The 25,584-nt window shown below is 67.4% G+C and carries 24 protein-coding genes; 5 read left to right on the top strand and 19 right to left on the bottom strand.

What is annotated here, in order from left to right:
- Positions 1-94: 94 nt before the first annotated feature.
- The 7 genes from kdsA to QZM35_RS09055 form a co-directional block, all read right to left on the bottom strand.
- The gene (gene kdsA, locus QZM35_RS09085) at positions 95-949 is read right to left on the bottom strand and encodes a 3-deoxy-8-phosphooctulonate synthase (RefSeq protein ID WP_046546045.1); all 855 of its coding nucleotides are present in this window, start codon (positions 947-949) and stop codon (positions 95-97) included.
- Between the two features lie 2 nt (positions 950-951).
- Positions 952-2,604, bottom strand: coding sequence for a CTP synthase (locus QZM35_RS09080; protein WP_089431257.1), 1,653 nt, complete (start codon positions 2,602-2,604; stop codon positions 952-954).
- Positions 2,605-2,785: 181 nt separating this feature from the next.
- Positions 2,786-3,631, bottom strand: coding sequence for an alpha/beta fold hydrolase (locus QZM35_RS09075; protein WP_089425749.1), 846 nt, complete (start codon positions 3,629-3,631; stop codon positions 2,786-2,788).
- Positions 3,632-3,870: 239 nt separating this feature from the next.
- A complete protein-coding gene (locus QZM35_RS09070) occupies positions 3,871-6,354 on the bottom strand; it encodes a DNA internalization-related competence protein ComEC/Rec2 (RefSeq protein WP_301775835.1) in 2,484 nt (827 codons plus the stop codon).
- A gap of 57 nt (positions 6,355-6,411) precedes the next feature.
- On the bottom strand, positions 6,412-7,200 hold the full coding sequence (locus QZM35_RS09065) for a TatD family hydrolase (RefSeq protein ID WP_089425751.1): 789 nt from the start codon (positions 7,198-7,200) through the stop codon (positions 6,412-6,414).
- A 68-nt stretch (positions 7,201-7,268) separates the two neighbouring features.
- Positions 7,269-7,964 carry a lipoprotein-releasing ABC transporter ATP-binding protein LolD gene (gene lolD / locus QZM35_RS09060; RefSeq protein WP_034174517.1) on the bottom strand — a complete coding sequence of 232 codons (696 nt, stop codon included), beginning with the start codon at positions 7,962-7,964 and terminating at the stop codon, positions 7,269-7,271.
- Between the two features lie 55 nt (positions 7,965-8,019).
- A complete protein-coding gene (locus QZM35_RS09055; protein WP_089425752.1) occupies positions 8,020-9,273 on the bottom strand; it encodes a lipoprotein-releasing ABC transporter permease subunit in 1,254 nt (417 codons plus the stop codon).
- 162 nt (positions 9,274-9,435) lie between these two features.
- Between QZM35_RS09055 and QZM35_RS09050 the strand changes: the two genes are divergently transcribed.
- The 5 genes from QZM35_RS09050 (at position 9,436) to QZM35_RS09030 (ending at position 16,170) form a co-directional block, all read left to right on the top strand.
- The gene (locus tag QZM35_RS09050) at positions 9,436-10,500 is read left to right on the top strand and encodes a regulator (RefSeq protein ID WP_089425952.1); all 1,065 of its coding nucleotides are present in this window, start codon (positions 9,436-9,438) and stop codon (positions 10,498-10,500) included.
- A 15-nt stretch (positions 10,501-10,515) separates the two neighbouring features.
- Positions 10,516-12,213 carry a single-stranded-DNA-specific exonuclease RecJ gene (gene recJ, locus QZM35_RS09045; protein ID WP_301775834.1) on the top strand — a complete coding sequence of 566 codons (1,698 nt, stop codon included), beginning with the start codon at positions 10,516-10,518 and terminating at the stop codon, positions 12,211-12,213.
- Positions 12,214-12,365: 152 nt separating this feature from the next.
- A protein-coding gene (gene prfB, locus QZM35_RS09040) for a peptide chain release factor 2 (RefSeq protein ID WP_111941483.1) occupies positions 12,366-13,470 on the top strand; the annotation gives its coding sequence in 2 pieces (ribosomal slippage) (positions 12,366-12,446 and positions 12,448-13,470; 1,104 coding nt in all).
- Between the two features lie 82 nt (positions 13,471-13,552).
- Entirely contained in the window at positions 13,553-15,079 is a 1,527-nt protein-coding gene (gene lysS, locus QZM35_RS09035) for a lysine--tRNA ligase (RefSeq protein WP_089425754.1), read from the top strand.
- Between the two features lie 347 nt (positions 15,080-15,426).
- Complete coding sequence (locus tag QZM35_RS09030) at positions 15,427-16,170, top strand: glycine zipper 2TM domain-containing protein (RefSeq protein WP_089425755.1); 744 nt, start codon at positions 15,427-15,429, stop codon at positions 16,168-16,170.
- Between the two features lie 129 nt (positions 16,171-16,299).
- On the opposite strand, the gene iscX is transcribed toward QZM35_RS09030, so the two are convergent.
- The 12 genes from iscX to QZM35_RS08970 all read right to left on the bottom strand — a co-directional run bounded on the left by iscX (position 16,300) and on the right by QZM35_RS08970 (position 25,426).
- Positions 16,300-16,509: a Fe-S cluster assembly protein IscX gene (gene iscX / locus QZM35_RS09025; protein ID WP_069621826.1), complete on the bottom strand. Its 210-nt coding sequence runs from the start codon at positions 16,507-16,509 to the stop codon at positions 16,300-16,302.
- Positions 16,510-16,528: 19 nt separating this feature from the next.
- Positions 16,529-16,870, bottom strand: a complete 342-nt coding sequence (fdx, locus tag QZM35_RS09020) for an ISC system 2Fe-2S type ferredoxin (RefSeq protein WP_011352558.1) — start codon at positions 16,868-16,870, stop codon at positions 16,529-16,531.
- Positions 16,871-16,958: 88 nt separating this feature from the next.
- A complete protein-coding gene (gene hscA / locus QZM35_RS09015) occupies positions 16,959-18,827 on the bottom strand; it encodes a Fe-S protein assembly chaperone HscA (RefSeq protein ID WP_089425756.1) in 1,869 nt (622 codons plus the stop codon).
- Between the two features lie 54 nt (positions 18,828-18,881).
- The gene (gene hscB, locus QZM35_RS09010) at positions 18,882-19,409 is read right to left on the bottom strand and encodes a Fe-S protein assembly co-chaperone HscB (RefSeq protein ID WP_042973645.1); all 528 of its coding nucleotides are present in this window, start codon (positions 19,407-19,409) and stop codon (positions 18,882-18,884) included.
- A 97-nt stretch (positions 19,410-19,506) separates the two neighbouring features.
- A complete protein-coding gene (iscA, locus tag QZM35_RS09005) occupies positions 19,507-19,830 on the bottom strand; it encodes an iron-sulfur cluster assembly protein IscA (protein WP_012492710.1) in 324 nt (107 codons plus the stop codon).
- 64 nt (positions 19,831-19,894) lie between these two features.
- Positions 19,895-20,302 carry a Fe-S cluster assembly scaffold IscU gene (gene iscU / locus QZM35_RS09000; RefSeq protein ID WP_089425757.1) on the bottom strand — a complete coding sequence of 136 codons (408 nt, stop codon included), beginning with the start codon at positions 20,300-20,302 and terminating at the stop codon, positions 19,895-19,897.
- Between the two features lie 68 nt (positions 20,303-20,370).
- Positions 20,371-21,594: an IscS subfamily cysteine desulfurase gene (locus tag QZM35_RS08995; protein WP_089425758.1), complete on the bottom strand. Its 1,224-nt coding sequence runs from the start codon at positions 21,592-21,594 to the stop codon at positions 20,371-20,373.
- Between the two features lie 67 nt (positions 21,595-21,661).
- Positions 21,662-22,201 (bottom strand): Fe-S cluster assembly transcriptional regulator IscR, encoded by a 540-nt coding sequence (gene iscR / locus QZM35_RS08990; protein ID WP_009691731.1) that lies wholly within the window; start codon positions 22,199-22,201, stop codon positions 21,662-21,664.
- A 114-nt stretch (positions 22,202-22,315) separates the two neighbouring features.
- A complete protein-coding gene (locus QZM35_RS08985) occupies positions 22,316-22,798 on the bottom strand; it encodes a low molecular weight protein-tyrosine-phosphatase (protein ID WP_089431262.1) in 483 nt (160 codons plus the stop codon).
- 101 nt (positions 22,799-22,899) lie between these two features.
- Positions 22,900-23,127 carry a hypothetical protein gene (locus tag QZM35_RS08980; RefSeq protein WP_089425760.1) on the bottom strand — a complete coding sequence of 76 codons (228 nt, stop codon included), beginning with the start codon at positions 23,125-23,127 and terminating at the stop codon, positions 22,900-22,902.
- Between the two features lie 129 nt (positions 23,128-23,256).
- The gene (locus QZM35_RS08975; RefSeq protein ID WP_301775833.1) at positions 23,257-24,669 is read right to left on the bottom strand and encodes a lactate utilization protein B; all 1,413 of its coding nucleotides are present in this window, start codon (positions 24,667-24,669) and stop codon (positions 23,257-23,259) included.
- Positions 24,670-24,703: 34 nt separating this feature from the next.
- On the bottom strand, positions 24,704-25,426 hold the full coding sequence (locus QZM35_RS08970; protein WP_069248359.1) for a (Fe-S)-binding protein: 723 nt from the start codon (positions 25,424-25,426) through the stop codon (positions 24,704-24,706).
- Positions 25,427-25,584 lie beyond the last annotated feature (158 nt).

Here is a 25,584-nt window from a genome sequence, read left to right as displayed (position 1 = left end):
AGAATGACGATGGATTCTTCAAACTGCGACGGCGCGCGCGCCTGAACCGCTTTCGCTACTGACGCGCGAAGCCGTCGCAAGGTTCATTCGATCTTCAATTGAAATCGTTTTCCAGGAACGGATTGCGCTTCACCGCCTGGTCGAGCGTGACGAGGGTCTCCAGCAGCGCACTCATCCGGTTCAGCGGCACCGCGTTCGGGCCATCCGACTTTGCTTCGGCCGGATTCGGGTGCGTCTCCATGAACAGGCCCGCGACGCCCGTCGCGACCGCCGCACGCGCGAGCACCGGCACGAATTCGCGCTGGCCGCCCGAGCTCGTGCCCTGCCCGCCCGGCAGCTGCACCGAGTGGGTCGCATCGAACACGACCGGGGCGCTCGTCTCGCGCATGATCGCGAGCGAACGCATGTCCGACACCAGATTGTTGTAGCCGAACGAGACACCGCGCTCGCACGCCATGAAGCGGTCTTCCGACAGCCCCGCTTCACGGGCCGCTTCGCGCGCCTTGTCGATCACGTTCTTCATGTCGTGCGGCGCGAGGAACTGGCCCTTCTTGATGTTGACGGGCTTGCCCGAGCGCGCGCATGCATGGATGAAATCGGTCTGGCGGCACAGGAACGCCGGCGTCTGCAGCACGTCGACGACCGACGCGACCTGCTCGATCTCTTCGATCGAATGCACGTCGGTCAGCACCGGCAGGCCGAGCTGGCGCTTCACCTCGGACAGGATCCGCAGGCCCTCGTCCATTCCGAGGCCACGGAACGACTTGCCCGAGCTGCGGTTCGCCTTGTCGTAGGACGACTTGTAGATGAACGGAATGTTCAGCTTCGCGCAGATCTCCTTCAGGCGGCCGGCCGTGTCGATCGTCATTTGCTCCGATTCGACGACGCAGGTGCCCGCGATCAGGAAGAAAGGCTTGTCGAGACCGACCTCGAAATCGCACAGCTTCATGCTTACACTCCGCGCGCTTGCTTGTTGGCAAGCGCAGCTTCGACGAACGACTTGAAGAGGGGATGACCGTCACGCGGCGTGGACGTGAATTCCGGGTGGAACTGGACGCCGACGAACCACGGGTGCATCGACCGCGGCAGCTCCATCATTTCCGGCAGATCCTCGCTCGGGGTACGGGCGCTGATGATAAGGCCGCCGGCTTCGAGCTGGGGCACGAAGCGGTTATTGACTTCATAACGGTGGCGATGGCGCTCGTTCACGTCCTTGCCATAGATCTCTTCCGCCATCGTGCCCGGCTTGATCGGGCAGCGCTGCGAACCCAGGCGCATCGTGCCGCCGAGATCGGATTCCTCGGTGCGCGTCTCGACCTTGCCGTCGCGGTCGTACCACTCGGTGATCAGCGCGACCACGCGTTCCGGCGTGTCCGGCTCGAATTCCGTGCTGTTCGCCTGCTTCAGGCCGACGACGTCGCGCGCGAATTCGATCACCGCGAGCTGCATGCCGAGGCAGATGCCGAGATACGGCACCTTGGCTTCACGCGCATAGCGGATCGCCGCGATCTTGCCTTCCGTGCCGCGACGACCGAAACCGCCCGGCACCAGCACGGCGTCGAGATGCTTCAGGCTGTCGACACCGTTCGTCTCGATCTCTTCCGAGTCGATGTATTCGATGTTGACCTTGGTCGACGTGTGCAGCGATGCGTGGCGCAGCGCTTCGATCAGCGACTTGTACGACTCGGTCAGGTCGACGTACTTGCCGACCATGCCGATCGTCACTTCGTGCTTCGGGTTCTCGAGCTTCTCGACCAGCTCCGACCACATGGTCAGGTCCGCATCCTTCGGCGACAGCTTCAGTTCCTCGCAGATGATGCGGTCGAGGCCCTGGTCGTGCAGCATTTGCGGAATCTTGTAGATGCTGTCGGCGTCCCACACCGAGATCACGGCGTCTTCCGGCACGTTCGAGAACATCGAGATCTTCTTCGATTCGTCGTCCGGAATGCGGCGGTCCGCACGGCACAGCAGCACGTGCGGCAGGATGCCGATCTCGCGCAGCTTCTGCACGCTGTGCTGGGTCGGCTTCGTCTTCAGTTCGCCGGCCGTCGCGACGTACGGCACCAGCGTCAGGTGCACGAAGCACGCGCTGTTGCGGCCGAGGCGCAGGCTCATCTGGCGCGCGGCTTCGAGGAACGGCAGCGATTCGATGTCACCGACCGTGCCGCCGATCTCGACGATCGCGACATCCGGCTCACCGCAGGTGGCCGACGCGGCCCCGCGCTCGATGAACGCCTGGATTTCGTTCGTGATGTGCGGAATGACCTGCACGGTCTTGCCGAGATAGTCGCCGCGGCGCTCCTTGCGGATCACCGATTCGTAGATCTGGCCGGTCGTGAAGTTGTTGGCCTTGCGCATCTTCGTGCTGATGAAGCGCTCGTAGTGGCCTAGGTCGAGGTCGGTCTCCGCTCCGTCTTCCGTCACGAACACTTCGCCGTGCTGGAACGGGCTCATCGTGCCGGGGTCGACGTTGATGTACGGATCGAGTTTGAGGAGGGTGACTTTCAGACCGCGCGATTCAAGGATCGCGGCGAGGGAAGCGGCGGCAATACCCTTGCCAAGGGAAGAAACTACGCCGCCGGTGACGAAAACATATTTGGTCATCGCTGGATGCTCGCGGGAAAAACGGATTATACCGTAAAGGCCGCCCTTCTCTCAGCAATTGACTCGATGATCGCGCCCTTTCGCGCCGCCCCGCACCAGCCGTGCGCGCCGGGACGCAACCGCCCGCCGGCCGGTGCAACCGCGCGTGCCGGAGGCGGCGCCCCGGCCGCCAAACCCTGCGTCAGGCGCGCTTCGCGAGGGGGATGACGCCCTGCGACACATCGCCCTCCGCCGCCTTCAGCGAATTCAGCATCCGCTGCAATGCGCGGGCGGTCTCGAGCGGCCGCTCCATCGGAAACAGGTGGCTGCCTTCCAGCCATTCGACGCGGCCGCGCGCCGCGCGGCGTGTCGCATCGAGCCCGACCTGGCGCACCTCGCGCGAACGCGTGCCGGCGAGAAAGCCGAGCGGCACCGGCGCGCCATGCGCGAGCCGCGGGCCGAGCGTATGCGGCAGCGTCCGGTAGATCAGGTATTCGACCTGCCGGTCGAACGCGAGCGAGCGCTCGCCGTCGGCGCCGACCTGCGGGATCCCGTAGTCGATGTAGTCGGCCAGCATCCGTTCGTCCCAGCGGGCGAACGCCGGCTTTTCGCGGAAGTGCCGCCAGACTTCGTCACGGCTTACCCAGTGCGTACGCCGGTTGCGCGTCGCGGCGGCCGGCGACAGCCGCTCGTCGAGCCCCGCCCACTGGCTCGCGCGCAATGCGCCGGCGCGCCAGCCCGCGATGATCGGTGAATCGATCATCACGACGCCGCGCACCCACTGCGGCTTCTTCAGCGCGGCCATCAGCGACAGGTAGCCGCCGAGCGAATGGCCGACAAGCCAGACGGGACGCTCGTAGCGGCTGCCGATGTCGTCGAGCAGTTGCTCGACGAGATGCGGCCAGTCGCGCGTCACCGGGTAGCGGCGGTCGTGGCCGATCCGTTCGATGTAGCGCAGCTCGTAGTCGTCGGCCAGTTCGGCGAAGATCGTGCGGTACGTCGATGCCGGAAAGCCGTTCGCATGCGAGAAGTGGAGGATGTCCTTCAAACGCCGATGTCTCCTTTGTCGACCGGAGTTAGTGCTTTAGCACTTACTCCGGTCCCATGCTTCGCGGTCGACCGGAGTTGGCGCTTCAGCGCTTACTCCGGTCCCGTGCTTCGCGGTCGACGAGAGTGAGTGCTTTAGCGCTTGCTCTCGCCCCATGCTTCGCGTTCTGCCGGGCCCACGCTTCGGCATTGAGCGCGGATCCCGGGCCATCTTTATTGATACGCCGGCTTTCGCCGCGCTCACCGATCCATCCAGTACCGCCGCCAAACGTCGCGATGACGCTCGAAGGCAAACCCGCCGTCGGCCGGCGCGACGTCGAACCGCACGGCGCCGTCGCGATCGGTGCGCGGCAGCGGGATCCCGCGCGCCTCGTAACGGGCGAGCACCGTCCGGTGCGGATGTCCGAAACGATTGCGATAGCCTACAGGAAATACCGCGACGCGCGGCCCGACCGAATCGAGGAAAGGCTCGACCGACGACGTGCGGCTGCCATGGTGCGGAACGACCAGGATCTGTGCGGCCAGCGCGTCGCGTGCAGCGTCCACGAGCCGGCGTTCGCCGCGCGCATCGACATCACCCGTCAGCAGCGCGGACGTCTCGCCCGCGTCGATGCGCAGCACGCACGACCGCCCGTTCGACGAGCCCGCGCCCAGGCCGCCTGGCGGCCACAGCATCGTGAACGCGACGCCGTCCCAGGTCCAGCGCTGCCCGGCCGCGCACGGCAGCCGGTCGGCGACGCCGGCGGCTGCCGCATCGCGCCACAACCGGCTGTTCGGCACGATGCCGGCCAGCAGCTGGCGCACGTCGGCTGCCGCATAGACGGCCGGTGCACCGCCCGCGTGATCGGCATCCGCGTGACTGAGCACGAGCGAATCGATCACCGCGATGCCGCGTGCACGCAACGCCGGCGCGACGATCCGCGCGCCGGCGTGGGTCGACTCCGCGCCCGGCCCCGCATCGAACAGCAAGGTACGCCGCGCGGTCTCCACCAGCACCGACGCGCCCTGCCCGACGTCAAAAACGGTCAGCCGGAAGCCGCCCGGCGGCGGCGCATCAGACGCCGGCGCGACGAGCGGCAGCCACGTGATCGGGGCCGCCCAGCGCAACGGCCAGCCGTGCGGCATCAGCGCCCATGCGACGCCCACGCAGGCCAGCACCAGCACCGGCCAGTCGGGCATGCGCAGCCAGAACACGCCGGCCGGCCAGTCGGCGAGGTATCCGAGCAGCGTCATCATCGGTTCGAGCGCCGCATGCGCAAGCCGGAACGCGTACGCATCGAGCGGCGCGGGTAGCGCGATTCCCGCCAGCACGACGGGCGTCACGACCGAGCTGACCCACGGAATCGCGAACGCATTGCCAAGCGGGCCCGACAGGGATATCTGCGCGAACCAGGCGGCCGTGAGCGGTGCGAGACCGATCGTCACCGCGTACTGCACGCGCGTGGCCTCGGCGACCCGGCGCCCGGCGCGGGCACCCCACGCGCGCAACCGGCTCGACAAGCCGGCCGTGCCGTCACCCTCCTCGTTTTCCGTATCAACCTCACGCACGCCACGCCAGCCGGCGACGGCCATCAGGATCACGGCGACCGCCCCGAACGACAGCCAGAACCCGGCCGACAGCACGGCCCACGGGTCGGCAAGCAGCACGCCGCCGAGCGCCGCGCACAGCACCGCGGAAGTCGGCACGCGGCGCCCGGCCAGGTACGCAATGCCGCCGGCCGCGATCATCCACCATGCGCGCTGCGCCGGCACGTTGAAGCCGGCAAGCGCCGCATAGCCGCCGGCAGCTGCCAAGGCGGCCAGCGCGGCCACGTACGGTGCCGGAAACACGAGCGTGGCAGCCCGTGCGCGCCAGCGCAGGCGACGCCAGACCATCGACACGAGCCCACCCGCGATCGCGCCGACGAGCCCGACATGCAGGCCGGAAATCGCGACGAGGTGGCTCGTGCCCGTGCTGCGCAGCACGTGCCAGTCGTCGTCGCCGATGTCAGACTGGTCGCCGATCGCGAGCGCGGCGACGATGCCGCGATGACCGGCGTCGCTGCCGAGCGACGCGTCGATACGCGCGCGCAGCGCATCGCGCAGCCGATCGATCGACGCACGCCATCCCGCCGCGCGCGCATCGAGCAATTCCGCCCGCCGGGGCGCACTCACATACCCGATCGCGCGAATGCCTGCGGCCAGCCACGCCGCCTCGCTGTCGCGCACACCGGGATTGGCCTCGGCATGCGGGCGCTTCAGGCGCACGACGAAACGCCAGCGCTGTGCGGCGCGCAGATCGGGAAGTGGATCGCGTGTCGCCGACGCACCATAGGCGCGCCACGACAGCCGGATCAACGGCGGAAAACGGGCCAGCCCCGCATCGTTCGACTCGACCGCGAACAGCAGCCGCGCGCCTGTCTCGTCGATCACGGGCAGCCCGCGGATCACGCCGGTGACGACGATGTCGCGCCCCTCCCACTCGACGGGCAGGCTGTCGCGCAGCCGCCATTCGGCCCGCGCGGCCGCATAGCCTAACCCTGCATCGCAGGCCACGAGCGCACACAGCAACCATCCGAACATGGCGGTGTTGCGCGTACGCTGGCGACGCCTGCACCACACGCTCAGCACCGCGCAGCCCGCGAGCACGGCCACACCGCTCGTCCATGCGAGCGCACCCGGCAGCGCCGCCTGCCGCTGCAGTACGACCACGCCGAGCGCGAACGCGATCCACCACACGCGCATCGCCCCTCCTCGTCGACCCGGCGCCGCCATCGAGCATGCAGCGCCTCAGGGCTACGATTATGCGGATGAAAGTGCGAGTCGCGGCAGCGCGGCGAGCGCGTTAGCCGAAGTGCATAGGGACACCGCGCCGGCGTCGATTCCGCGCAGTTCGGCGAGCACGCCGCCGATGCGCGGCACCTGGTCGGGCGTGTTGCGGGATTTGTACGCCCATTCGGGCGCGATGTCGGGTGCGTCCGTCTCGACGACGATCGCCTCGAGCGGCAACTGCGCCGCGAGCCGGCGGATCTGCAGCGCGCGGGTGAAGGTCACGTTGCCGCCGAAGCCGAGATGCAGCCCATGCGCGAGATATGCTTCGGCCTGCTGGAAGCTGCCGTTGAACGCATGCGCGATACCGCGCTGCACGCCGAAACGGCGCAGCCCGGCGAGCACGCGATCCTGCGACTTGCGCACGTGGCACAGCACGGGCAGGTCGAATTCGCGCGCGAGCTTCAGTTGCCCCTGGTAGAAGAACTGCTGCCGGTCTTCGTCGAGCCCCGGCACGAAATAGTCGAGACCGATCTCGCCGATCGCGACGAAGCGCGGATCGTCGAGGCTCGCCTCGATCTCCATGCGCAGCCGGTCGAGATCCTCGTCACGTGCGCGTGGCGTAAACATCGGATGGATGCCGAGCGCGTAGACCGCGCCCGGCGTGCGTTGCGCGAGTTCGCGCACCGTCGTGAAGTTGTCGCGCCCGACGCTCGGGATCACGATGCGCGACACGCCGGCCGCGCGCGCCGCGTGCGCGACCGCGTCGCGGTCGGCGTCGAACTCGGCGGCATCGAGATGGCAGTGCGTGTCGATCCACATGGCGGCAGTCCTGCGCGCTGGCGCCGCACCGGGACCACCCCCGGCAGCAGGCCAAGCGCGTTCGCTTCTTACACCGGCAGCGCCGGCTCCTCGTGCAGCACGCCGTCGCGCAGCCGCATGATGCGGTCGCAGCGCGCGGCGAGATCGGGATCGTGCGTGACGATCACGAAGCTCGTTTCGAGCGTCTCGGACAGCTCGAGCATCAGGTTGAACACCGTATCGGCCGTCGTGCCGTCGAGGTTGCCGGTCGGCTCGTCGGCGAGCACGCACGCGGGCTTCGTGACCAGCGCGCGCGCGATCGCGACGCGCTGCCGCTCGCCGCCCGACAGCTCGCCCGGCCGGTGCTTCGCACGCGGGCCGAGACCGACGCGTTCGAGCATCGCCTGCGCCTGCTCGCGCGCGTCCTCGGTCGTCATCCGGCGAATGCGCAGCGGCATCGCGACGTTGTCGAGCGCGGTGAACTCGGGCAGCAGGTGATGGAACTGGTAGACGAAGCCGAGCGCGCGGTTGCGCAGCTCGTTGCGCTCGCGCTCGGCGAGTTGCGTGAACGGCTTGCCGAGCAGCGACACCTCGCCCGCGCTCGGCTCGTCGAGCCCGCCCAGCACGTGCAGCAGCGTGCTCTTGCCGGAGCCCGACGCGCCGACGACGGCGAGCTTCTCGCCGCGCCGCACCGTCAGCTCGGTATTGTTGAGCACCTGCACGTTGAAGCCGCCCTGCACGAACGCCTTCGTGATCCCGCGCGCCTGAAGCACGTATTCCTGCATACCTGCCGAATCCTGTCTGTTGTGTTGTTTTTCATCCGCGAATGCGGTCGCGCGGTCATTCATAGCGGAGCGCCTCCGCCGGCTTCACCTTCGCGCCGCGCCAGCTCGGATAGAGCGTCGCGACCGCCGACAGCGCGAACGCGATCAGGCCGATCCGGATCACGTCGCTCGCGACGAGTTCGGACGGCAGCTCGCTGATGAAGTACACGGACGGCGGCAGGAACTGCACGCCGAACAGGTGCTCGATCATCGGGATCAGCCACGGGATGCTCCACGCGATCAGGCAGCCGAGCGCGACGCCCGACGCCGTGCCGACGAAGCCGATCGTCACGCCCTGCACGACGAAGATCTTCATGATCGACCCCGGCTGCGCGCCGAGCGTGCGCAGGATCGCGATGTCGGCCTGCTTGTTGGTCACCGTCATCACGAGCGACGACACGAGGTTGAACGCGGCCACCGCGATGATCAGCGTGAGGATGATGAACATCATCCGCTTCTCGATCTGCACGGCCGAGAACCACGTCTTGTTCTGCTGGGTCCAGTCTCGGATGTACAGGCTGCCCGACAGCGTATGCGACAGCTCGACCGCCACGTCCGGCGCCTTCTGCATGTCCTTCAGCCGCAGCCGCACGCCGGTCGGCGCGGCCATCCGGAACAGCGCCTCGGCGTCGCGGATGTTGATCATCGCGAGCGTGCTGTCGTATTCGTAGTGCCCGGACTCGAACACGCCGACGACCGTGAACTGCTTCAGCCGCGGCATCATGCCGGCCGGCGTGATCGATCCTTCCGGCGCGACCAGCGTGACCTTGTCGCCGACCGTCACGCCGAGATTGCCCGCGAGCGCATTGCCGAGCACGATGCCGAACTGGCCCGGCACCAGCGCGCCGAGCTGGCCCGCCTTCATGTCCTTGCCGATGTCCGACACTTGCGGCTCGAGCGCCGGCTCGACGCCGCGCAGCATCACGCCGCTCACCGCGTCCTGGCGGGTGAGCAGCGCCTGCGCGTCGACGTACGGCGCCGCGCCGATCACCGACGGATTGCGGCGCGCTTCCTGCGCGGTCAGTTGCCAGTCGGGCATCGAGCCCGTCGGCGAGAACACCTCGACGTGCGCGAGCACCGACAGCATGCGGTCGCGCACTTCCTTCTGGAAGCCGTTCATCACCGACAGCACGACGATCAGCGCCGCGACGCCGAGCGCGATCCCGAGCATCGACACGAGCGCGATGAAGGAAATGAAGCCGTTACCGGTCGTGCGTTTGCCGGCGCGCGTGTAGCGCCAGCCGATCTGCCATTCGTACGGAAGTTTCAAGCGAATCCTTTCTGCTGGTTACGGCGGGGAGGCGCCCCGCGGCCGGACCGCCGCCCGGTGGCGGCCACCGGCCCGGGCACGGTCGAAAAACGGCCGCCGGACGCGAACGGGCCGTCAGCCGGCCCGATCACGCGCGCAGTTTGCCATACAATGCGCACCATCATGCACGACCGACGCCTCCATTTTCTCGTTCCGTTCGCGCTGCCGTCGGCGGCCGATGCGGCCTCGTCCCTGCACACGCTGGACAGCCCCGCGCTCGAAAAGTTGCTCGCCCGCGCCAGTCTCGTCGAGCGCGTGGCCGGCGAGGACTTCCAGCGCACGCTGCCGCACGAACGCTGGCTGGCCCGCCAGTTCGGCGCCACCCAGGGCAACGCCGCGGACGAGGCGCCGCTCGCGCCCTACATGCTGCTGGCGGACGGCGGCGACCCCGGCGCGCAAGCGTGGGCCTGCGTCGAGCCCGTCCACGTCGAAATCGCGCACGATCACCTGGTGCTCGTCGATCCGGCGGCCCTCGCGCTCGACGAAGGCGACGCCGCCGCGCTGCTCGCAGTCGCGCGGCCGCTGATCGAGGAGCTCGGCGTCCGGCTCGAGGCGCCGAACCCGTCACGCTGGTACCTGTCGAGCGAGCAGCTCGCCCGTCTCGCCGGCGCCGCGCCGCTACGCGCGAGCGGCCGCAACATCGAGATCTGGCTGCCGCACGAGGCCCATACGGGCGAGCGCTCGCGGATGTGGATGAAGCTGCAGAACGAAGTGCAGATGGCGTGGTTCCAGCACCCGGTCAACGAGGCCCGCGAGGCGCGTGGCCTGCCGGCCGTCAATTCGATCTGGTTCCATGCGCAGGGCACGCTGAAGCCGGTCGGCAAGCCGTTCGCGCGCGTGCTGTCCGCGTCGCCCGCGGCGCTCGGCCTCGCGCGCGCCGCGCAAGCCGACGCCGGCGCGCCGCCGGCCGCGTTCGGCTCGCTGCCCGCCGCCGATGGCGCGACGCTCGTCGAACTGCCCGCGCTGACCACCCCGTTCATCGAGCAGGACTGGGCGCGCTGGCACGACGGACTCGCCGCGCTCGAGCGCGACTGGTTCGCGCCGGCCCTTGCCGCGCTGCAGAACGGCGAGCTCGCGAGCGTCGATTTCACGCTGTGCGGCGACACGAGTTCCGTGACGCTGCACGCGACGCGCGGCGACCTGCGCAAGTTCTGGCGCCGCCGCGCGCTAGCCTCCCTGTTCGAATAACAAAGCAGACCCCGTATGACCCGGATCGTTACCCGCCCCGTCGCGCCCGCCGACGCCGAAGTGCTCGCGCGCCACGGCCTGCATCCCGTCCTTGCGCGCCTGTATGCGTCGCGCGGCGTGCAGTCCCCCGCCGACATCGAGACCGCGCTGGCACGACTCGTTCCGCCCACCGAGCTGAAAGGCTGCGCCGACGCTGCATCGCTGCTCGCCGACGCGATCGCCGACAAGCGGCGCCTGCTCGTCGTCGCCGACTACGACTGCGACGGTGCAACCGCGTGCGCGGTCGCGGTGCGCGGCCTGCGGATGTTCGGCGCGCAGATCGACTACCTGGTGCCGAGCCGATTCGAATACGGCTACGGCCTCACGCCCGAGATCGTCGAACTCGCCGCCGCGCGCAAGCCCGACCTGCTGATCACCGTCGACAACGGGATCGCGAGCGTCACGGGCGTCGAAGCCGCGAACGCGCGCGGCATCGACGTGCTCGTGACCGACCACCACCTGCCCGGCGACGCGCTGCCCGCCGCGCGCGCGATCGTCAACCCGAACCAGCCCGGCTGCGCGTTCCCGAGCAAGCACCTCGCCGGCGTCGGCGTGATGTTCTACGTGCTGCTCGCGCTGCGCGCCGAGCTGCGCCGCCGCGGCGCGTTCGCGAGCAAGGAAGCCGAGCCGCGCCTCGACGGCCTGCTCGACCTCGTCGCGCTCGGCACCGTCGCCGACGTCGTGCGGCTCGACGGCAACAATCGCGTGCTGGTCGCGCAGGGGCTGCAGCGCATCCGCAACGGCCGCATGCAGCCGGGCGTCGCCGCGCTGTTCCGCGCGGCCGCGCGCGAAGCGCGTACGGCATCGGGCTTCGACCTCGGCTTCGGCCTCGGTCCGCGCCTGAACGCCGCCGGACGGCTGTCCGACATGTCGCTCGGCATCGAGTGCCTGATCACCGACGACATCGGCCGCGCGTGGGATCTCGCGCAGCAGCTCGACGTGATGAACCGCGAACGCCGCGAGATCGAGGCCGGCATGCAGCAGCAGGCGCTCGCCGATCTCGCCGACGTCGATCCGGCGGACGCGTGCACGATCACCCTCTTCAACCCCGAGTGGCACCAGGGCGTGATCGGCATCGTCGCCGGCCGGCTCAAGGAAAAATTCCACCGCCCGTCGTTCACGTTTGCGCACGCGGACGACGAAGGCAAGCGGGTCAAGGGCTCGGGCCGCTCGATTCCCGGCTTCCACCTGCGCGACGCGCTCGACCTCGTGTCGAAACGCGAACCGGACCTGATCGTCGCGTTCGGCGGCCACGCGATGGCGGCCGGGCTCACGCTCGACACCGAGAACGTGCCGCGCTTCGCGGCCGCGTTCGAGGCCGTCGCGCGCGAATGGCTGTCCGACGACGCGCTCGCCCGCGTGATCGAGACCGACGGCGAACTCGAGGATGCGTACTTCACGCCGCAGTTCGTCGGGCTGCTCGACGAGGCCGTCTGGGGGCAAGGCTTTCCGGCCCCGCTTTTCTCCGGCGAATTCGACGTCGTGTCGCAGTCGCTCGTGAAGGAAAAGCACCTGAAGCTGCAACTGGCGCGCGGCCGCCAGCGCTTCAACGCGATCTGGTTCAATCACACGGAGCCGTTGCCGGAGCGCGCGCTGGTCGCCTACCGCCTCGTCGCCGACACGTGGAACGGCGTCACGCGCGTCCAGCTGATCGTCGAACACGCGGCCGGCTGAGCGCGGGCCGCCCGGCCCGCACTGCCCGCCGACGCATGCGCGCCGCGCCGGACGGGGCCGCGGCGCGCGTGCGAGCACCGTTTGCGTCACCGGGCAACCCCGCCGATCGGCTATAATTCCGCTTTTTTACGAAGCAAGAATAGCGAACGATCATGGAAGCGGAACGTCTCAACGCGATCGAAAGCTCCCTGCTCGACCTGCGCAATCGCGCGGGCGAGCTTCGGGGGTATCTTTGACTACGACGCCAAAGCTGCGCGTCTGACCGAAGTCAACAAGGAACTCGAAGACCCGAACGTCTGGAACGATTCGAAGAACGCCCAGGCGCTCGGTCGCGAGAAGAAGCTGCTCGAGGGCGTCGTCACGACGCTCACCGCGCTCGATGGCGACCTGCGCGACGCGCTCGACCTGTTCGAGCTGGCCCGCGAGGAAGGTGACGAGGACACGCTCGTCGCGTCGGAAGAAGACGCGGCAAAGCTCGAGGCACGCGTGGGCGACATCGAGTTCCGCCGGATGTTCTCGAACCCGGCCGACCCGAACAACTGCTTCATCGACATCCAGGCCGGCGCCGGCGGCACCGAAGCGTGCGACTGGGCATCGATGCTGCTGCGCCAGTACCTGCGCTACTGCGAACGCAAGGGCTTCAAGGCCGAAGTGCTCGAAGAGTCCGACGGCGACGTCGCCGGCATCAAGAACGCGACGGTCAAGGTCTCGGGCGAATACGCGTACGGCTTCCTGCGCACCGAAACGGGCATCCACCGCCTCGTGCGCAAGTCGCCGTTCGACTCGTCGGGCGGCCGCCACACGTCGTTCTCGTCGGTGTTCGTCTACCCGGAAATCGACGATTCGATCGAAGTCGAGATCAACCCGGCCGACCTGCGCATCGACACGTACCGCGCATCGGGCGCGGGCGGTCAGCACATCAACAAGACCGACTCCGCGGTGCGGATCACGCACATGCCGACCGGTATCGTCGTGCAGTGCCAGAACGACCGCTCGCAGCACCGCAACCGCGCCGAAGCGATGGCGATGCTGAAATCGCGCCTGTACGAAGTTGAAATGCGCAAGCGCCAGGCCGAACAGGACAAGCTCGAATCGAGCAAGACCGATGTGGGCTGGGGCCACCAGATCCGTTCGTACGTGCTCGACCAGAGCCGCGTGAAGGACCTGCGCACGAACGTCGAAATGAGCAACACGCGCGCCGTCCTCGACGGCGACCTCGACGACTTCATCAGCGCGAGCCTCAAACAGGGCGTGTAAGCGCCGCGGCGCGACCCCGCCGGGTCGCGCCCCCTTGCCCTTCCCGTTTGCGTTGCCGCACCCACTCCGAATTCCGACCATCATGACCGAACCGACCCAAACGCAGCCCCCCGTCACCGCGGACGAAAACCAGATCATCGCCGAGCGCCGCGAGAAGCTGCGCGCCCTGCGCGAGCAAGGCGTCGCCTACCCGAACGATTTCCGCCCGGAACATCACGCAGCCGATCTGCAGACGAAATTCGCCGACTCGGACAAGGCCGCGCTCGAAGCGAACCCGGTCGAGGTGTCGGTCGCCGGCCGCATGATGCTCAAGCGCGTGATGGGCAAGGCAAGCTTCGCGACGGTGCAGGACGGTTCGGGCCAGATCCAGTTCTTCGTGACGCCGAACGACGTCGGCGCGGAAACCTACGACGCATTCAAGAAGTGGGACCTCGGCGACATCGTCGCCGCGCGCGGCGTGCTGTTCCGCACCAACAAGGGCGAGCTGTCGGTCCAGTGCAAGGAACTGCGCCTGCTGTCGAAGGCGCTGCGCCCGCTGCCGGACAAGTTCCACGGCCTGTCGGACCAGGAAATGCGCTACCGCCAGCGCTACGTCGACCTGATCGTCACGCCGGAAACGCGCGACACGTTCCGCGCCCGCACCAAGACGATCGCGTCGATCCGCAAGTTCATGGACAACGCCGAGTTCATGGAAGTCGAGACGCCGATGCTGCACCCGATCCCGGGCGGCGCGGCCGCGAAGCCGTTCGTCACGCATCACAACGCGCTCGACATGCAGATGTTCCTGCGCATCGCGCCGGAGCTGTACCTGAAGCGCCTGATCGTCGGCGGCTTCGAACGCGTGTTCGAAATCAACCGTAACTTCCGGAACGAAGGCGTGTCGCCGCGTCACAACCCGGAATTCACGATGATGGAGTTCTACGCCGCGTACACCGACTACCGCTGGCTGATGGACTTCACCGAGCAACTGATCCGCCAGGCGGCGATCGATGCGCTCGGCACCGCGACGATCCAGTACCAGGGCCGCGAGCTCGACCTTGCGAAGCCGTTCCACCGCCTGACGATCACACAGGCGATCCAGAAGTACGCACCGGACTACACCGACGGCCAGCTGTCGGACGACGCGTTCCTGCGCACCGAACTGAAGCGCTTCGGCGTCGACGTGTCGCAGCCGGCGTTCCTGAACGCGGGCATCGGCGCGCTGCAGCTCGCGCTGTTCGAGGAAACGGCCGAAGCGCAGCTGTGGGAGCCGACCTTCATCATCGACTACCCGGTCGAGGTGTCGCCGCTCGCACGCGCATCGGATACGGTGCCGGGCATCACCGAGCGTTTCGAGCTGTTCATGACCGGCCGCGAGATCGCGAACGGCTTCTCGGAGCTGAACGATCCGGAAGACCAGGCTGCGCGCTTCAAGAAGCAGGTCGAGCAGAAGGATGCGGGCGACGAGGAAGCGATGTTCTTCGACGCCGACTACATCCGCGCGCTCGAGTACGGGATGCCTCCGACCGGCGGCTGCGGGATCGGCATCGACCGTCTCGTGATGCTGCTGACCGACAGCCCGACGATCCGCGACGTGCTGCTGTTCCCGCACCTGCGCCGCGAAGACTGATCGCCGCGCCCGCGTGTGCGCCGCGCCCTGCGGCGCGCACGCGTCAGCTTTGTAACGACGCGTAAATCCCGCCAGCCGGCGTCCGCCGGCTTTCGATCCTCCCCCGTTTTATCCCCTCGTCGCGACGGCCTTTTCCGGGTTTTCCCTGTCATGGCTGCCGATGCTCCGCTGCAATTCGTTACACCTTGATACGGCGCGCCGCTGGGCCGTGGACGACACTCCTGTTGCGTCACCACGCATGACCACGGGACCAGAACGAGGCGCCGGAACGCCGAGTCTGCTCGCTCCCGAGCGTGGGATCCTGCTCCGGCGCAGCGCGCCGATCCGGATCGACATTGGAGAACAAAATGGACAACCAGAATCAGACCACGCCGCAAAAGCAACGCCTCCACCCGCTGATCGCCACCGCGGCCGGCGCCGTCATCGTCGCCAGCCTCGCGGCGACGGCAGCGATCACGGGCGTCTTCCCGAAAGCCACCAGCAGCAACGAACAGAACGGCCAGACCCAGGCCGCGCTGATCGCGTCGCAGCCGGCCGTCGATACAGCCGCTGCCGCCAGCGCCGCGCTGGCCGCGCAGGCCCAGCAGCAGGCGGCCGAACAGGCCGCCGCGCAGCAAAAGGCTGCCGAGCAGAAGGCCGCCGTCGCGCAGGCTGAACCGAAGCCCGCGCCGCGTCCGGCTGCGCCGCATCGCCGTCACACCACGGCACCGCAGCCGCCGCAATACGCACAGCAGCCGTCAGCACCCGCGCAGTCGTACTGCCAGAGCTGCGGCACGGTCGTCGCGATCACGCAGACGCGCACGCCGGGCCAGAGCTCGGGGATCGGCGCCGTGGGTGGCGCAGCAGCCGGCGGCCTGCTCGGCAACCAGTTCGGCAACGGCAACGGCCGCACGGCGATGACGATCATCGGCGCACTCGGCGGCGGTCTCGCCGGCAACCAGGTCGAGAAGCAGGTGCGCGCGGAAACCGACTACCAGGTGCAAGTGCAGATGGAAAGCGGCGCGACGCGCACGTTCACGTACCGCAACCCGCCGCCGTTCGGCCAGGGCCAGCGCGTGCGGATCCAGAACGGCACGCTGGTCGGCGCGTGATCGCATGACTCCCCTGCCCGCGCAACGTGCGCGGGCAAGCGGCCTGAAAACGAAAACGGCTCGTGAGCAATCGCTCACGAGCCGTTTTTTCATTGACCGCCGTCTGCGCCGTTGCGGCGCACGCGGGGCTCAGTCTTCGTCGTCGAAGTCCGATTCGTCGATCCAGTGGGCCTGGATCGCTTCGAGGATCTTCTCGCCGGAGTGCGCCGGATCGTCGTTGAAGCCGTCGAGCTCGAGCACCCATTGGCGCAGGTCGACGAAGTTGATCCGCTGCGGGTCGATGTCCGGGTGCTTGTCCGCCAGCGCAATGGCAATTTCACGCGAATCGGTCCATTTCATCGCCTGCCTCCGGTTCCTGTCAGTGGTTTTCCTTCGCGTGGTTGATCGAGTACTTCGGAATCTCGACCACCAGGTCCGAATCTTCCTTCACGATCGCCTGACACGACAGGCGCGACGTCGGCTCGAGGCCCCACGCCTTGTCCAGCAGATCGTCCTCGTCCTCCTCGGACGGCGTCAGATCGTTGAAGCCTTCGCGGATCACCACGTGGCACGTCGTGCACGCGCACGACTTCTCGCATGCATGCTCGATCTCGATCCCGTGTTCGAGCAGGTTGTCGCAGATACTCTTGCCGGGCGTCGCGTCGATCACCGCGCCATCCGGGCACAGTTCGACGTGAGGCAGCACCACCAGTTGAGGCATGTCCGTTCCGTCAGTCAGGGTGCGGCGCCAGGCGCCGCACGGTTCATTGTCGCGCGGGCCGTTGCCGGCCGATGCGCAGTTCGTGAGTTCAGATCTCGTCGAGCCGGCGGCCCGACAGCGCGCGCTTGATGCTCTTGTCCATCCGGCGCGCCGCGAATTCGTCGGTGCCGTCGGCCAGCGCCTTGGTCGCCGCTTCGATCGCGTTCGTATCGTCGCCTTGCGCGACCGCGCGCAGCGCCGCGGCCAGCGTATCGACTTGCGCGCGCTCGTCCGCGTCGAGCAGTTCGCCGTCGGCCGCCAGCGCGGCCTGCGTCGCCTCGAGCATCCGCTCGGCCTCGACTTGCGCTTCGCGCAGCGCGCGGGCGCGCATGTCGATCTCGGCGGTCTTGAAGCTGTCCTCGAGCATCTTCGCGATGTCGTCGTCGGCAAGACCGTACGACGGCTTCACGACGACCGACGCCTCGACGCCCGACAACTGCTCGCGGGCGAACACCGACAGCAGGCCGTCCGCGTCGACCTGGTAGGTCACGCGAATGCGCGCGGCGCCGGCCGTCATCGGCGGAATGCCGCGCAGCTCGAAGCGCGCGAGCGACCGGCAGTCGGCGACGAGCTCGCGCTCGCCCTGCACGACGTGGATCGCCATCGCGGTCTGGCCGTCCTTGAAGGTCGTGAATTCCTGCGCCCGCGCGATCGGAATCGTCGAGTTGCGCGGAATGATCTTCTCGACGAGGCCGCCCATCGTCTCGACACCGAGCGACAGCGGAATCACGTCGAGCAGCAGCCAGTCGTCGCCGGTGCCGCGATTGCCTGCGAGCAGGTCGGCCTGGATCGCCGCGCCGAGCGCGACGACCTGATCCGGATCGAGGTTCACGAGCGGCGGCTGGCCGAAGTACTTCGCGACCGCGTCGCGAATCACCGGCATGCGCGTCGCGCCGCCGACGAGCACGACACCCTTGATGTCGGCCGGCGTCACCTGCGCGTCGCGCAGCGCCTTGCGGGTCGGCGTGAGCGTGCGCTGCACGAGCGGCTCGACGAGCGACGCGAACGTGTCGTGGGAGATCGTCTGCACGAGGTGCGCGCCACCCGACAGCGTGACATCGAGCGACGCCTCCGGTGCGGACGACAGCGCTTCCTTCAGCACGCGCACACGGTCGAGCAGCAGGCGCACGTCCTCGGGCGCGAGCGTCTTCGCGTCGATGCCGGCTTGCGCGAGCACGTGATCGAACAGCGCATGGTCGAAATCGTCGCCGCCGAGTGCGGAATCACCGCCCGCGGCCAGCACTTCGAACACGCCCTTCGTCAGCTTCAGGATCGACAGGTCGAACGTGCCGCCGCCGAGGTCATACACCGCGTAGAGGCCTTCCGCCCCGTTGTCGAGACCATAGGCGATCGCCGCGGCGGTCGGTTCGTTCAGCAGGCGCAGCACGTTGAGGCCCGCGAGGCGCGCGGCATCCTTGGTCGCCTGGCGTTGCGCTTCGTCGAAATACGCGGGCACCGTGATCACCGCGCCAACCAGGTCATCGCCAAGCGAATCTTCCGCGCGATAACGCAGCGTCGCGAGAATCTCGGCCGACACTTCGACCGGGCTCTTCACGCCGTCGATGGTACGGATCTGCACCATGCCCGGCGCATCGACGAATTCGTACGGCGCGTTCGCCGCGCCTTCGACCTCGGCCTTGCCGCGGCCCATGAAGCGCTTGACCGACACGATCGTGTTGCGCGGATCGGTGGCGGCCTGCTCTTTCGCCTCGTGGCCGATGCGTCGGCCGCCCTTCTCGAGATAGCGGACCACCGACGGCAGCAGCACCCGGCCCGTTTCGTCCGGCAGGACTTCAGGCACGCTGTTGCGCACGGCCGCGACGAGCGAATTCGTCGTGCCGAGATCGATCCCGACGGCGAGTCGCCGCTGATGCGGCGCCGGCGCCATGCCCGGTTCGGAAATTTGCAGTAAAGCCATCTTGGTTCGTTCGGGCGCTCGGCCCGTTTGCTGCGCGTGCCGCAAGGCACGCGGTTAAGTTTCGAGGCGCTCGATCTGCGCGCCCACTTCCGACGCGACCCGTTCGATGAACATCAGCTGGCGCACCGCCTCGGCGGCCGCCTGATCGGCGCCGCTGTCGAGCAACGTGCCAAGGCGCTCCACCCGCACGCGCCGCTCTTCGCGCAACTCGGCGAGCAGCGCGTCGAGCGCGTCGACGTTGCGGGCGGCCGCGGCATCCTCGATGCCCTCGCGCCACTCCATCTGCTGCATCAGGAACGCGGGCTCCATCGCGGTATTGTTTTCCGCGCCGATGTCGACACCGCGCAGCGACAGCAGATACGACGCGCGCTTCAGCGGATCGCGCAGCGTGCGATACGCCTCGTTCGCGCGGGTGGCCCATTGCATCGCGATGCGCTTCTGCGCGTCGCCGGCCGCCGCGAAGCGGTCCGGGTGCACCTGCGTCTGCACCGTTCGATAGGCGGCGTCGAGCGCCGTCTCGTCGAGCGCGAATTGCGCCGGCAGGTGAAACAGGTCGAAGTGGCTGTCTTTCAGCGAGACCATCGTCGCGTTCAATTCCGGTTCGTCGCGCGGCAAACGCCGCACATTAAAAAGGCGGCCCGTGCCGCCTCTTGCCCGCATCGCGCGGAGACCCGCGTGGTCACACGCGGAACGATTCGCCGCAGCCGCACTCGTCCTTCACGTTCGGGTTGTTGAACTTGAACCCTTCGTTCAGGCCTTCGCGTGCGAAGTCGAGCTCGGTGCCGTCGATGTAGGCCAGGCTCTTCGGATCGACGATCACCTTCACGCCATGGCTCTCGAACACCTGATCCTCGGGAGCGAGCTCGTCGACATACTCGAGCTTGTACGCGAGCCCCGAGCACCCGGTCGTGCGAACGCCGAGCCGCAGGCCCATGCCCTTGCCGCGACGGACGAGGTATTTCTGGACGTGCTGTGCTGCTTTTTCGGTCAGTGTAATTGCCATGATGTCCTTGCCGCGGCGCGCCACCAGGGCCCGCCGCGTTCCTTCTGAAGCCGCTCGATGCCGCTCAGGCTGCTGCCTGATCGCCTGCCGTGGTGTCGTGACGCTTCTTGTAGTCGGCCACGGCTGCCTTGATCGCGTCTTCCGCGAGGATCGAGCAGTGAATCTTCACCGGCGGCAGCGCGAGTTCTTCCGCGATCTGCGTGTTCTTGATCGACAGTGCTTCGTCGAGCGTCTTGCCCTTCACCCATTCGGTGACGAGCGAGCTCGATGCGATCGCCGAACCGCAACCGTAGGTCTTGAACTTCGCGTCTTCGATCACGCCGTCCGCGCCGACGCGGATCTGCAGCTTCATCACGTCGCCGCAGGCCGGCGCGCCGACCATGCCCGTGCCGACCGTGTCGTCGTCCTTCGCGAACGAACCGACGTTGCGCGGGTTTTCGTAGTGATCCAGAACCTTGTTGCTGTAAGACATGACTCAGACTCCTTGACTCGTTACGTCTGCGTGCGCGAATCCGCCCGCGGGTATGTTCAATCCGGCGCTCAGTGTGCGGCCCATTCGATCGTCGACAGATCGATGCCTTCCTGGTGCATTTCCCAGAGCGGCGAGAGTTCGCGCAGCTTCGCGATCTTGCTGTTCAGCAGGTTGACCACGAAGTCGACTTCCTGCTCCGTCGTGAAGCGGCCGACCGTGAAGCGGATCGAGCTGTGGGCCAGCTCGTCGTTGCGGCCGAGCGCACGCAGCACGTACGACGGCTCCAGCGACGCCGACGTGCATGCGGAGCCCGACGACACCGCGACGTCCTTGATCGCCATGATCAGCGACTCGCCTTCGACGAAGTTGAAACTGATGTTGAGGTTGTGCGGGACACGGCGCTCCATGTCGCCGTTCACGTACGTTTCCTCGATTTGCGACAGGCCGCGCAGCAGCTTGTCGCGCAGCATGCGGATGCGCTCGTTTTCCGTCGCCATTTCTTCACGTGCGATACGGAACGCTTCGCCCATGCCGACGATCTGGTGCGTCGCCAGCGTGCCCGAACGCATGCCGCGCTCGTGGCCGCCACCGTGCATCTGCGCTTCGATGCGCACACGCGGCTTGCGACGCACGTACAGCGCACCGATGCCCTTCGGGCCGTAGGTCTTGTGTGCCGAGAACGACATCAGGTCGACCTTCAGCTTCGCGAGGTCGATCGCGACCTTGCCGGTCGACTGTGCGGCGTCGACGTGGAACACGATGCCCTTCTCGCGGCAGATCTCACCGATCGTCTCGATGTCCTGGATCACGCCGATCTCGTTGTTCACGTGCATCACCGACACGAGGATCGTGTCCGGGCGCAGTGCGGCCTTGAACACGTCGAGGTCGATCAGGCCGTCATCCTTCACGTCGAGGTAGGTGACTTCGAAACCGTCGCGCTCGAGCTCGCGGCAGGTGTCGAGCACGGCCTTGTGCTCGGTCTTCACCGTGATGATGTGCTTGCCCTTGCCCTTGTAGAAGTTCGCGGCACCCTTGATCGCGAGGTTGTCCGATTCCGTTGCGCCGGACGTCCAGATGATCTCGCGCGGATCCGCGTTCACGAGCGCGGCCACGTTCTCGCGCGCTTCCTCGACCGCACGCTCCGCGTCCCAGCCATACGCGTGGCTGCGCGACGCCGGGTTGCCGAACTGCTCGCGCAGGTACGGCACCATCTTGTCGACCACGCGCGGGTCGACCGGCGTCGTCGCGCTGTAATCCATATAGATGGGCAGGTGGAGAGTGTCTTGGGTCATCTGTCGCTCCGGGAATTATTCTGTGCAGGGACTATGTGCGTTATGGGGTATGGCGGCGCCTTCGCGCTCACGAACTCGCGATGTTGAACACCGAATTGGGGCCGAGCGGCATCGTGCGAACCGGCTCGGCCGGCGCCGCAACGGGCTCCGGCGTGCGCCGGTCGCGCAGCACCGCAGGTGCGCCCTCGCGAGCGCGCTGCTGATCGACGAGATCCTGCAGCGACACCGAATCGAGGTATTCGACCATCTTCTGGTTCAGCGTCGACCACAGCTCGTGCGTCATGCAATGGCCGTCGGGCTGCTTCGAGCCGTCGCACGTGCCTTTGCCGCCGCACTGCGTGGCGTCGAGCGGTTCATCGACCGCGATGATGATGTCGGCAACGGTGACGTCCTGCGCGCGACGCGCGAGGTTGTAGCCGCCGCCCGGGCCGCGCACGGATTCGACGATTTCATGCCTGCGCAGCTTGCCGAACAGCTGTTCGAGATACGAGAGCGAAATCCGCTGGCGCTGGCTGATGCCTGCAAGCGTCACCGGGCCCTGCTCCTGGCGCAGTGCCAAGTCAATCATCGCCGTGACGGCGAAACGGCCTTTGGTGGTGAGTCTCATGGTGTCTAGGGGACTGCAATCTTGACGATTTTGGTCAAGTATAAATATTTGACGTTTTTAGTCAAGTATCCATGTCTTTGAAAGGGTATTCGCAGATCGCTGAAAACCGCGCGATCAGCGCTCCGTACGGGCCCTGAGCGTCTCCAGCAGGCCCGCGCACGCGCGCTCGACCTGATCGAGCACCTGCTCGAAGCCCTGCGTACCGCCGAAATAGGGGTCGGCTACCTCGGTCTCGGCCGAATCCGGCGCGAATTCCATCAGCAGGCGCACCTTGTCGCGATGCTGCGGCGGGCAGCGGCGGCGCAGCTCCGCGAGATTCGCCTCGTCCATCGCGAGCAACAGGTCGAAGCGCTCGAAATCCGCCGCGCTCACCTGTCGTGCGCGCAGCGCCGACAGGTCGTAGCCGCGGCCGCGAGCGGCAGCCTGCGCACGCGTATCCGGCGGCTCGCCGACATGCCAGTCGCCGGTACCGGCCGAATCGATCGCGATCCGGTCCGCCAGCGCGGCCGCGTCGACCTGGTGACGCATCACGCCTTCCGCGGTGGGCGAACGGCAGATGTTGCCGAGACAGACGAAACAGATCGAAACGCGGGTCATCGCACTATGGGAAAGCCGCGGCGAGCCGCGTGGGAGAACAGCCCGCCATTATACAAAGGCGGCCGAAATCGCGCCGCCGCGCAAAGCGACGGCGCCATGCCTTACAGCGCCTTCGGCACGGCGAGCACGACGTCGCCGGACGCCGCCGGCAGCGGCTTCGCCGCATCGTCGACCAGCCCGAACGACACCGCACGCGCCAGCTCGGCGGATGCCTGGTGAACGGCGAGCGGGCCACGCGACGGCGCCTCGGCCATCGCATGCAGATAGGCAGCCGCGGCCAGCGGAACGACGATTGCCAGCGGCCAGTACATCGATATTGTCTTTTTCATGATGCGGACCTCCTTGACCTCGTACCCCGAAACCCAATTCCGGGGACTACAGACAGGATTCTATAGACCGCATCTATCGAGATAAATATACAAATAGCGAACGCACTGTTGTCGCCCGATGAACAGTCGTCAGCCGAGGTGGCTTTGCGACGCCGCGTACAGCTCGCGGAACGTGCGCCCGGTCGGCGTCGGCATGTCGCGTGTGTCCATCCAGCCGCCCATCATCGGCAGGCGCCGCAGCGTGCCGCCGTTGCCGCCCAGCCGCTCGAGGATGCGCACAGCGACCTTGGTCGTCAGCGCGTACAGCATCGGCCGGCGCGCGAAGAAACCCCATGCGGCGAGCGCCGCCCGCTCGCGCCACGGCCGCAGGTGTCGCTCGACCTGCTTCTCGCGCAGCGTGCGCAACAGGTGCGACAACGGAATCCCGGCCGGGCACACGCTGTCGCATTCCCCGCAAAGTGTCGCGGCCTGCGGCAGGTCGAGTGAGCGATCGAGCCCGACGTAGCTCGGCGTCAGTACGGACCCCATCGGCCCCGGGTAGACCCAGCCGTACGCGTGGCCGCCGACCTTCTGGTACACCGGGCAATGGTTCATGCATGCACCGCAACGGATGCAGCGCAGCATCTCCTGGAATTCGCCGCCGATCAGCCCCGTGCGGCCGCCGTCGACCAGCACCACGTAGTTGTGCTCGGGGCCGTCCTCGTCGCCCGGCCCGCGCGGCCCGGTCAGCAGCGAGAAATAGTTCGACGTCTTCTGCCCGGTCGCGGAGCGCGGCAGCAGGCGCATCGCGGTCGCGAGATCCTCGAGCGTCGGCAGCACCTTTTCGATGCCCGTGACCGCCACATGCACGCGCGGCATCACCGTGCACATGCCCTCGTTCCCTTCGTTCGTCACGATCGCGACCGAACCGGTCTCGGCGATCACGAAGTTGCCGCCCGTCACGCCCATGTCGGCCGACATGAAATGCGGGCGCAGCACCTCGCGCGCCTCGCGCGTCATGTCCGGAATCTCGGTGAGCCGCTCGCGATGGTGCGTGCGCGCGAACAGGTCGGCGATCTCGTCCTTGTCCTTGTGCACGACGGGCGCGATGATGTGGCTCGGCGGCTCGTTGTCGTTGATCTGCAGGATGTATTCGCCGAGATCCGTCTCGATCGACTGCACGCCCATTTCCGCGAGCACCGCGTTCAGGCGCATTTCCTCCGACACCATCGACTTGGTCTTGATGACCTTCTTCACGTCGTGACGGCGCGCGATGTCGGCCACGAGCCGCGCGGCATCCTCGGTCGTTTCGGCGAACAGCACCGTCGTGCCGCGCCGCGTCGCCTCGCGCTCGAACGCCTCGAGCCAAACGTCGAGGTTCTCCAGCGCGCGGTTGCGGCGATCCTTCAGCGCGGCGCGTGTGGCCGGGAAGTCGATCGCGGTCATCGCGTCGGCGCGCGCGGACACGAACTTCGTCGACAGCTTCTTCAGGTTCTGCTGCAGGCGCTGGTCGGCCAGCTTCTGGCCGGCGCGCGCCTTGAAATGCATCGATTGGACTTGCATCGCGGTATCGGGGAAAAGTGAGCGGAACCGGGCGTCAGACGTCGCCCGCCAGCACCTGCGCGACGTGCAGCACGCGCGTGTCGCGGTCGCCGGTGCGGCGCAACCGCCCTTCGATGTTCAGCATGCAGCCGAGATCGCCGAGCACGACGGCGCCCGTGCCGGACGCCCGCACGTTCGCGCACTTCTCGTCCGCAATGGCCGCCGAAATGTCGCCGTACTTGACCGCGAACGTGCCGCCGAAGCCGCAGCAGTGCTCGCAGTCCTTCATTTCGGTGACCGCGATGCCGCGCTGCGCGAGCAGCGCGCGCGGCTGCGCCTTCACGCCGAGTTCGCGCAGGCCCGAACACGAATCGTGATAGGTGACGGGCCCCGTGAATTCGCCCGGCGCGAGCGACACCTTCGCGACGTTCGCCAGGAAGTCGGTCAGTTCATACACTTTCTGCTGGAACCGCGTGTAGCGCCCCATCAGTTCGGGGTCGTCGCGGAACAGGTCGCCATAGTGCGCGCGGATCATCCCGCCGCATGAACCCGACGGCGCGACGACGTAATCGAACTGCTCGAACTCGCGCAGCGTCTTTTCCGCGAGATCACGCGCGAGCGCACGGTCGCCCGAGTTGTAGGCCGGCTGGCCGCAGCAAGTCTGCGCGGGCGGCACGATCACCTCGTAGCCGGCGTCGCGAATCAGCTTGAGCGCCGAAAAACCGATTTCGGGGCGCATCAGATCGACCAGGCAGGTCACGAACAAACCGACTCGCATACGTGCTCCTTCGAGAAAACGGCTCTCATTATCCGCCGTTTGGCCAGCAAGACCAACGCCGGCGCTCACGCAAGCCCGCACGGCGCGAAACGAGGATTTCCTCGAACGGCGTTCGCTTTTTTCACAATACGAGATACAATCGTTCCAACACCGCTTGA

It is taken from the genome of Burkholderia sp. AU45274 (genome assembly GCF_030482505.1).
Classification (GTDB): domain Bacteria; phylum Pseudomonadota; class Gammaproteobacteria; order Burkholderiales; family Burkholderiaceae; genus Burkholderia.
This window is presented reverse-complemented; position numbering and strand designations above follow the sequence as displayed.

What these genes read in the sequence shown, in the direction of transcription:
- QZM35_RS09080 (WP_089431257.1), bottom strand. Translation starts at nt 2,604, where the DNA reads ATGACCAAATATGTTTTCGTCACCGGCGGCGTAGTTTCTTCCCTTGGC.
- recJ (WP_301775834.1), top strand. Translation starts at nt 10,516, where the DNA reads ATGACCCGGATCGTTACCCGCCCCGTCGCGCCCGCCGACGCCGAAGTG.
- QZM35_RS08970 (WP_069248359.1), bottom strand. Translation starts at nt 25,426, where the DNA reads ATGCGAGTCGGTTTGTTCGTGACCTGCCTGGTCGATCTGATGCGCCCC.
- QZM35_RS08980 (WP_089425760.1), bottom strand. Translation starts at nt 23,127, where the DNA reads ATGAAAAAGACAATATCGATGTACTGGCCGCTGGCAATCGTCGTTCCG.
- QZM35_RS09065 (WP_089425751.1), bottom strand. Translation starts at nt 7,200, where the DNA reads ATGTGGATCGACACGCACTGCCATCTCGATGCCGCCGAGTTCGACGCC.
- lysS (WP_089425754.1), top strand. Translation starts at nt 13,553, where the DNA reads ATGACCGAACCGACCCAAACGCAGCCCCCCGTCACCGCGGACGAAAAC.
- kdsA (WP_046546045.1), bottom strand. Translation starts at nt 949, where the DNA reads ATGAAGCTGTGCGATTTCGAGGTCGGTCTCGACAAGCCTTTCTTCCTG.
- QZM35_RS09050 (WP_089425952.1), top strand. Translation starts at nt 9,436, where the DNA reads ATGCACGACCGACGCCTCCATTTTCTCGTTCCGTTCGCGCTGCCGTCG.
- hscA (WP_089425756.1), bottom strand. Translation starts at nt 18,827, where the DNA reads ATGGCTTTACTGCAAATTTCCGAACCGGGCATGGCGCCGGCGCCGCAT.
- fdx (WP_011352558.1), bottom strand. Translation starts at nt 16,870, where the DNA reads ATGCCTCAACTGGTGGTGCTGCCTCACGTCGAACTGTGCCCGGATGGC.
- iscA (WP_012492710.1), bottom strand. Translation starts at nt 19,830, where the DNA reads ATGGCAATTACACTGACCGAAAAAGCAGCACAGCACGTCCAGAAATAC.
- QZM35_RS09070 (WP_301775835.1), bottom strand. Translation starts at nt 6,354, where the DNA reads ATGCGCGTGTGGTGGATCGCGTTCGCGCTCGGCGTGGTCGTACTGCAG.
- QZM35_RS08975 (WP_301775833.1), bottom strand. Translation starts at nt 24,669, where the DNA reads ATGCAAGTCCAATCGATGCATTTCAAGGCGCGCGCCGGCCAGAAGCTG.
- iscR (WP_009691731.1), bottom strand. Translation starts at nt 22,201, where the DNA reads ATGAGACTCACCACCAAAGGCCGTTTCGCCGTCACGGCGATGATTGAC.
- QZM35_RS09030 (WP_089425755.1), top strand. Translation starts at nt 15,427, where the DNA reads ATGGACAACCAGAATCAGACCACGCCGCAAAAGCAACGCCTCCACCCG.
- lolD (WP_034174517.1), bottom strand. Translation starts at nt 7,964, where the DNA reads ATGCAGGAATACGTGCTTCAGGCGCGCGGGATCACGAAGGCGTTCGTG.
- iscX (WP_069621826.1), bottom strand. Translation starts at nt 16,509, where the DNA reads ATGAAATGGACCGATTCGCGTGAAATTGCCATTGCGCTGGCGGACAAG.
- QZM35_RS08985 (WP_089431262.1), bottom strand. Translation starts at nt 22,798, where the DNA reads ATGACCCGCGTTTCGATCTGTTTCGTCTGTCTCGGCAACATCTGCCGT.
- QZM35_RS08995 (WP_089425758.1), bottom strand. Translation starts at nt 21,594, where the DNA reads ATGACCCAAGACACTCTCCACCTGCCCATCTATATGGATTACAGCGCG.
- iscU (WP_089425757.1), bottom strand. Translation starts at nt 20,302, where the DNA reads ATGTCTTACAGCAACAAGGTTCTGGATCACTACGAAAACCCGCGCAAC.
- hscB (WP_042973645.1), bottom strand. Translation starts at nt 19,409, where the DNA reads ATGGTCTCGCTGAAAGACAGCCACTTCGACCTGTTTCACCTGCCGGCG.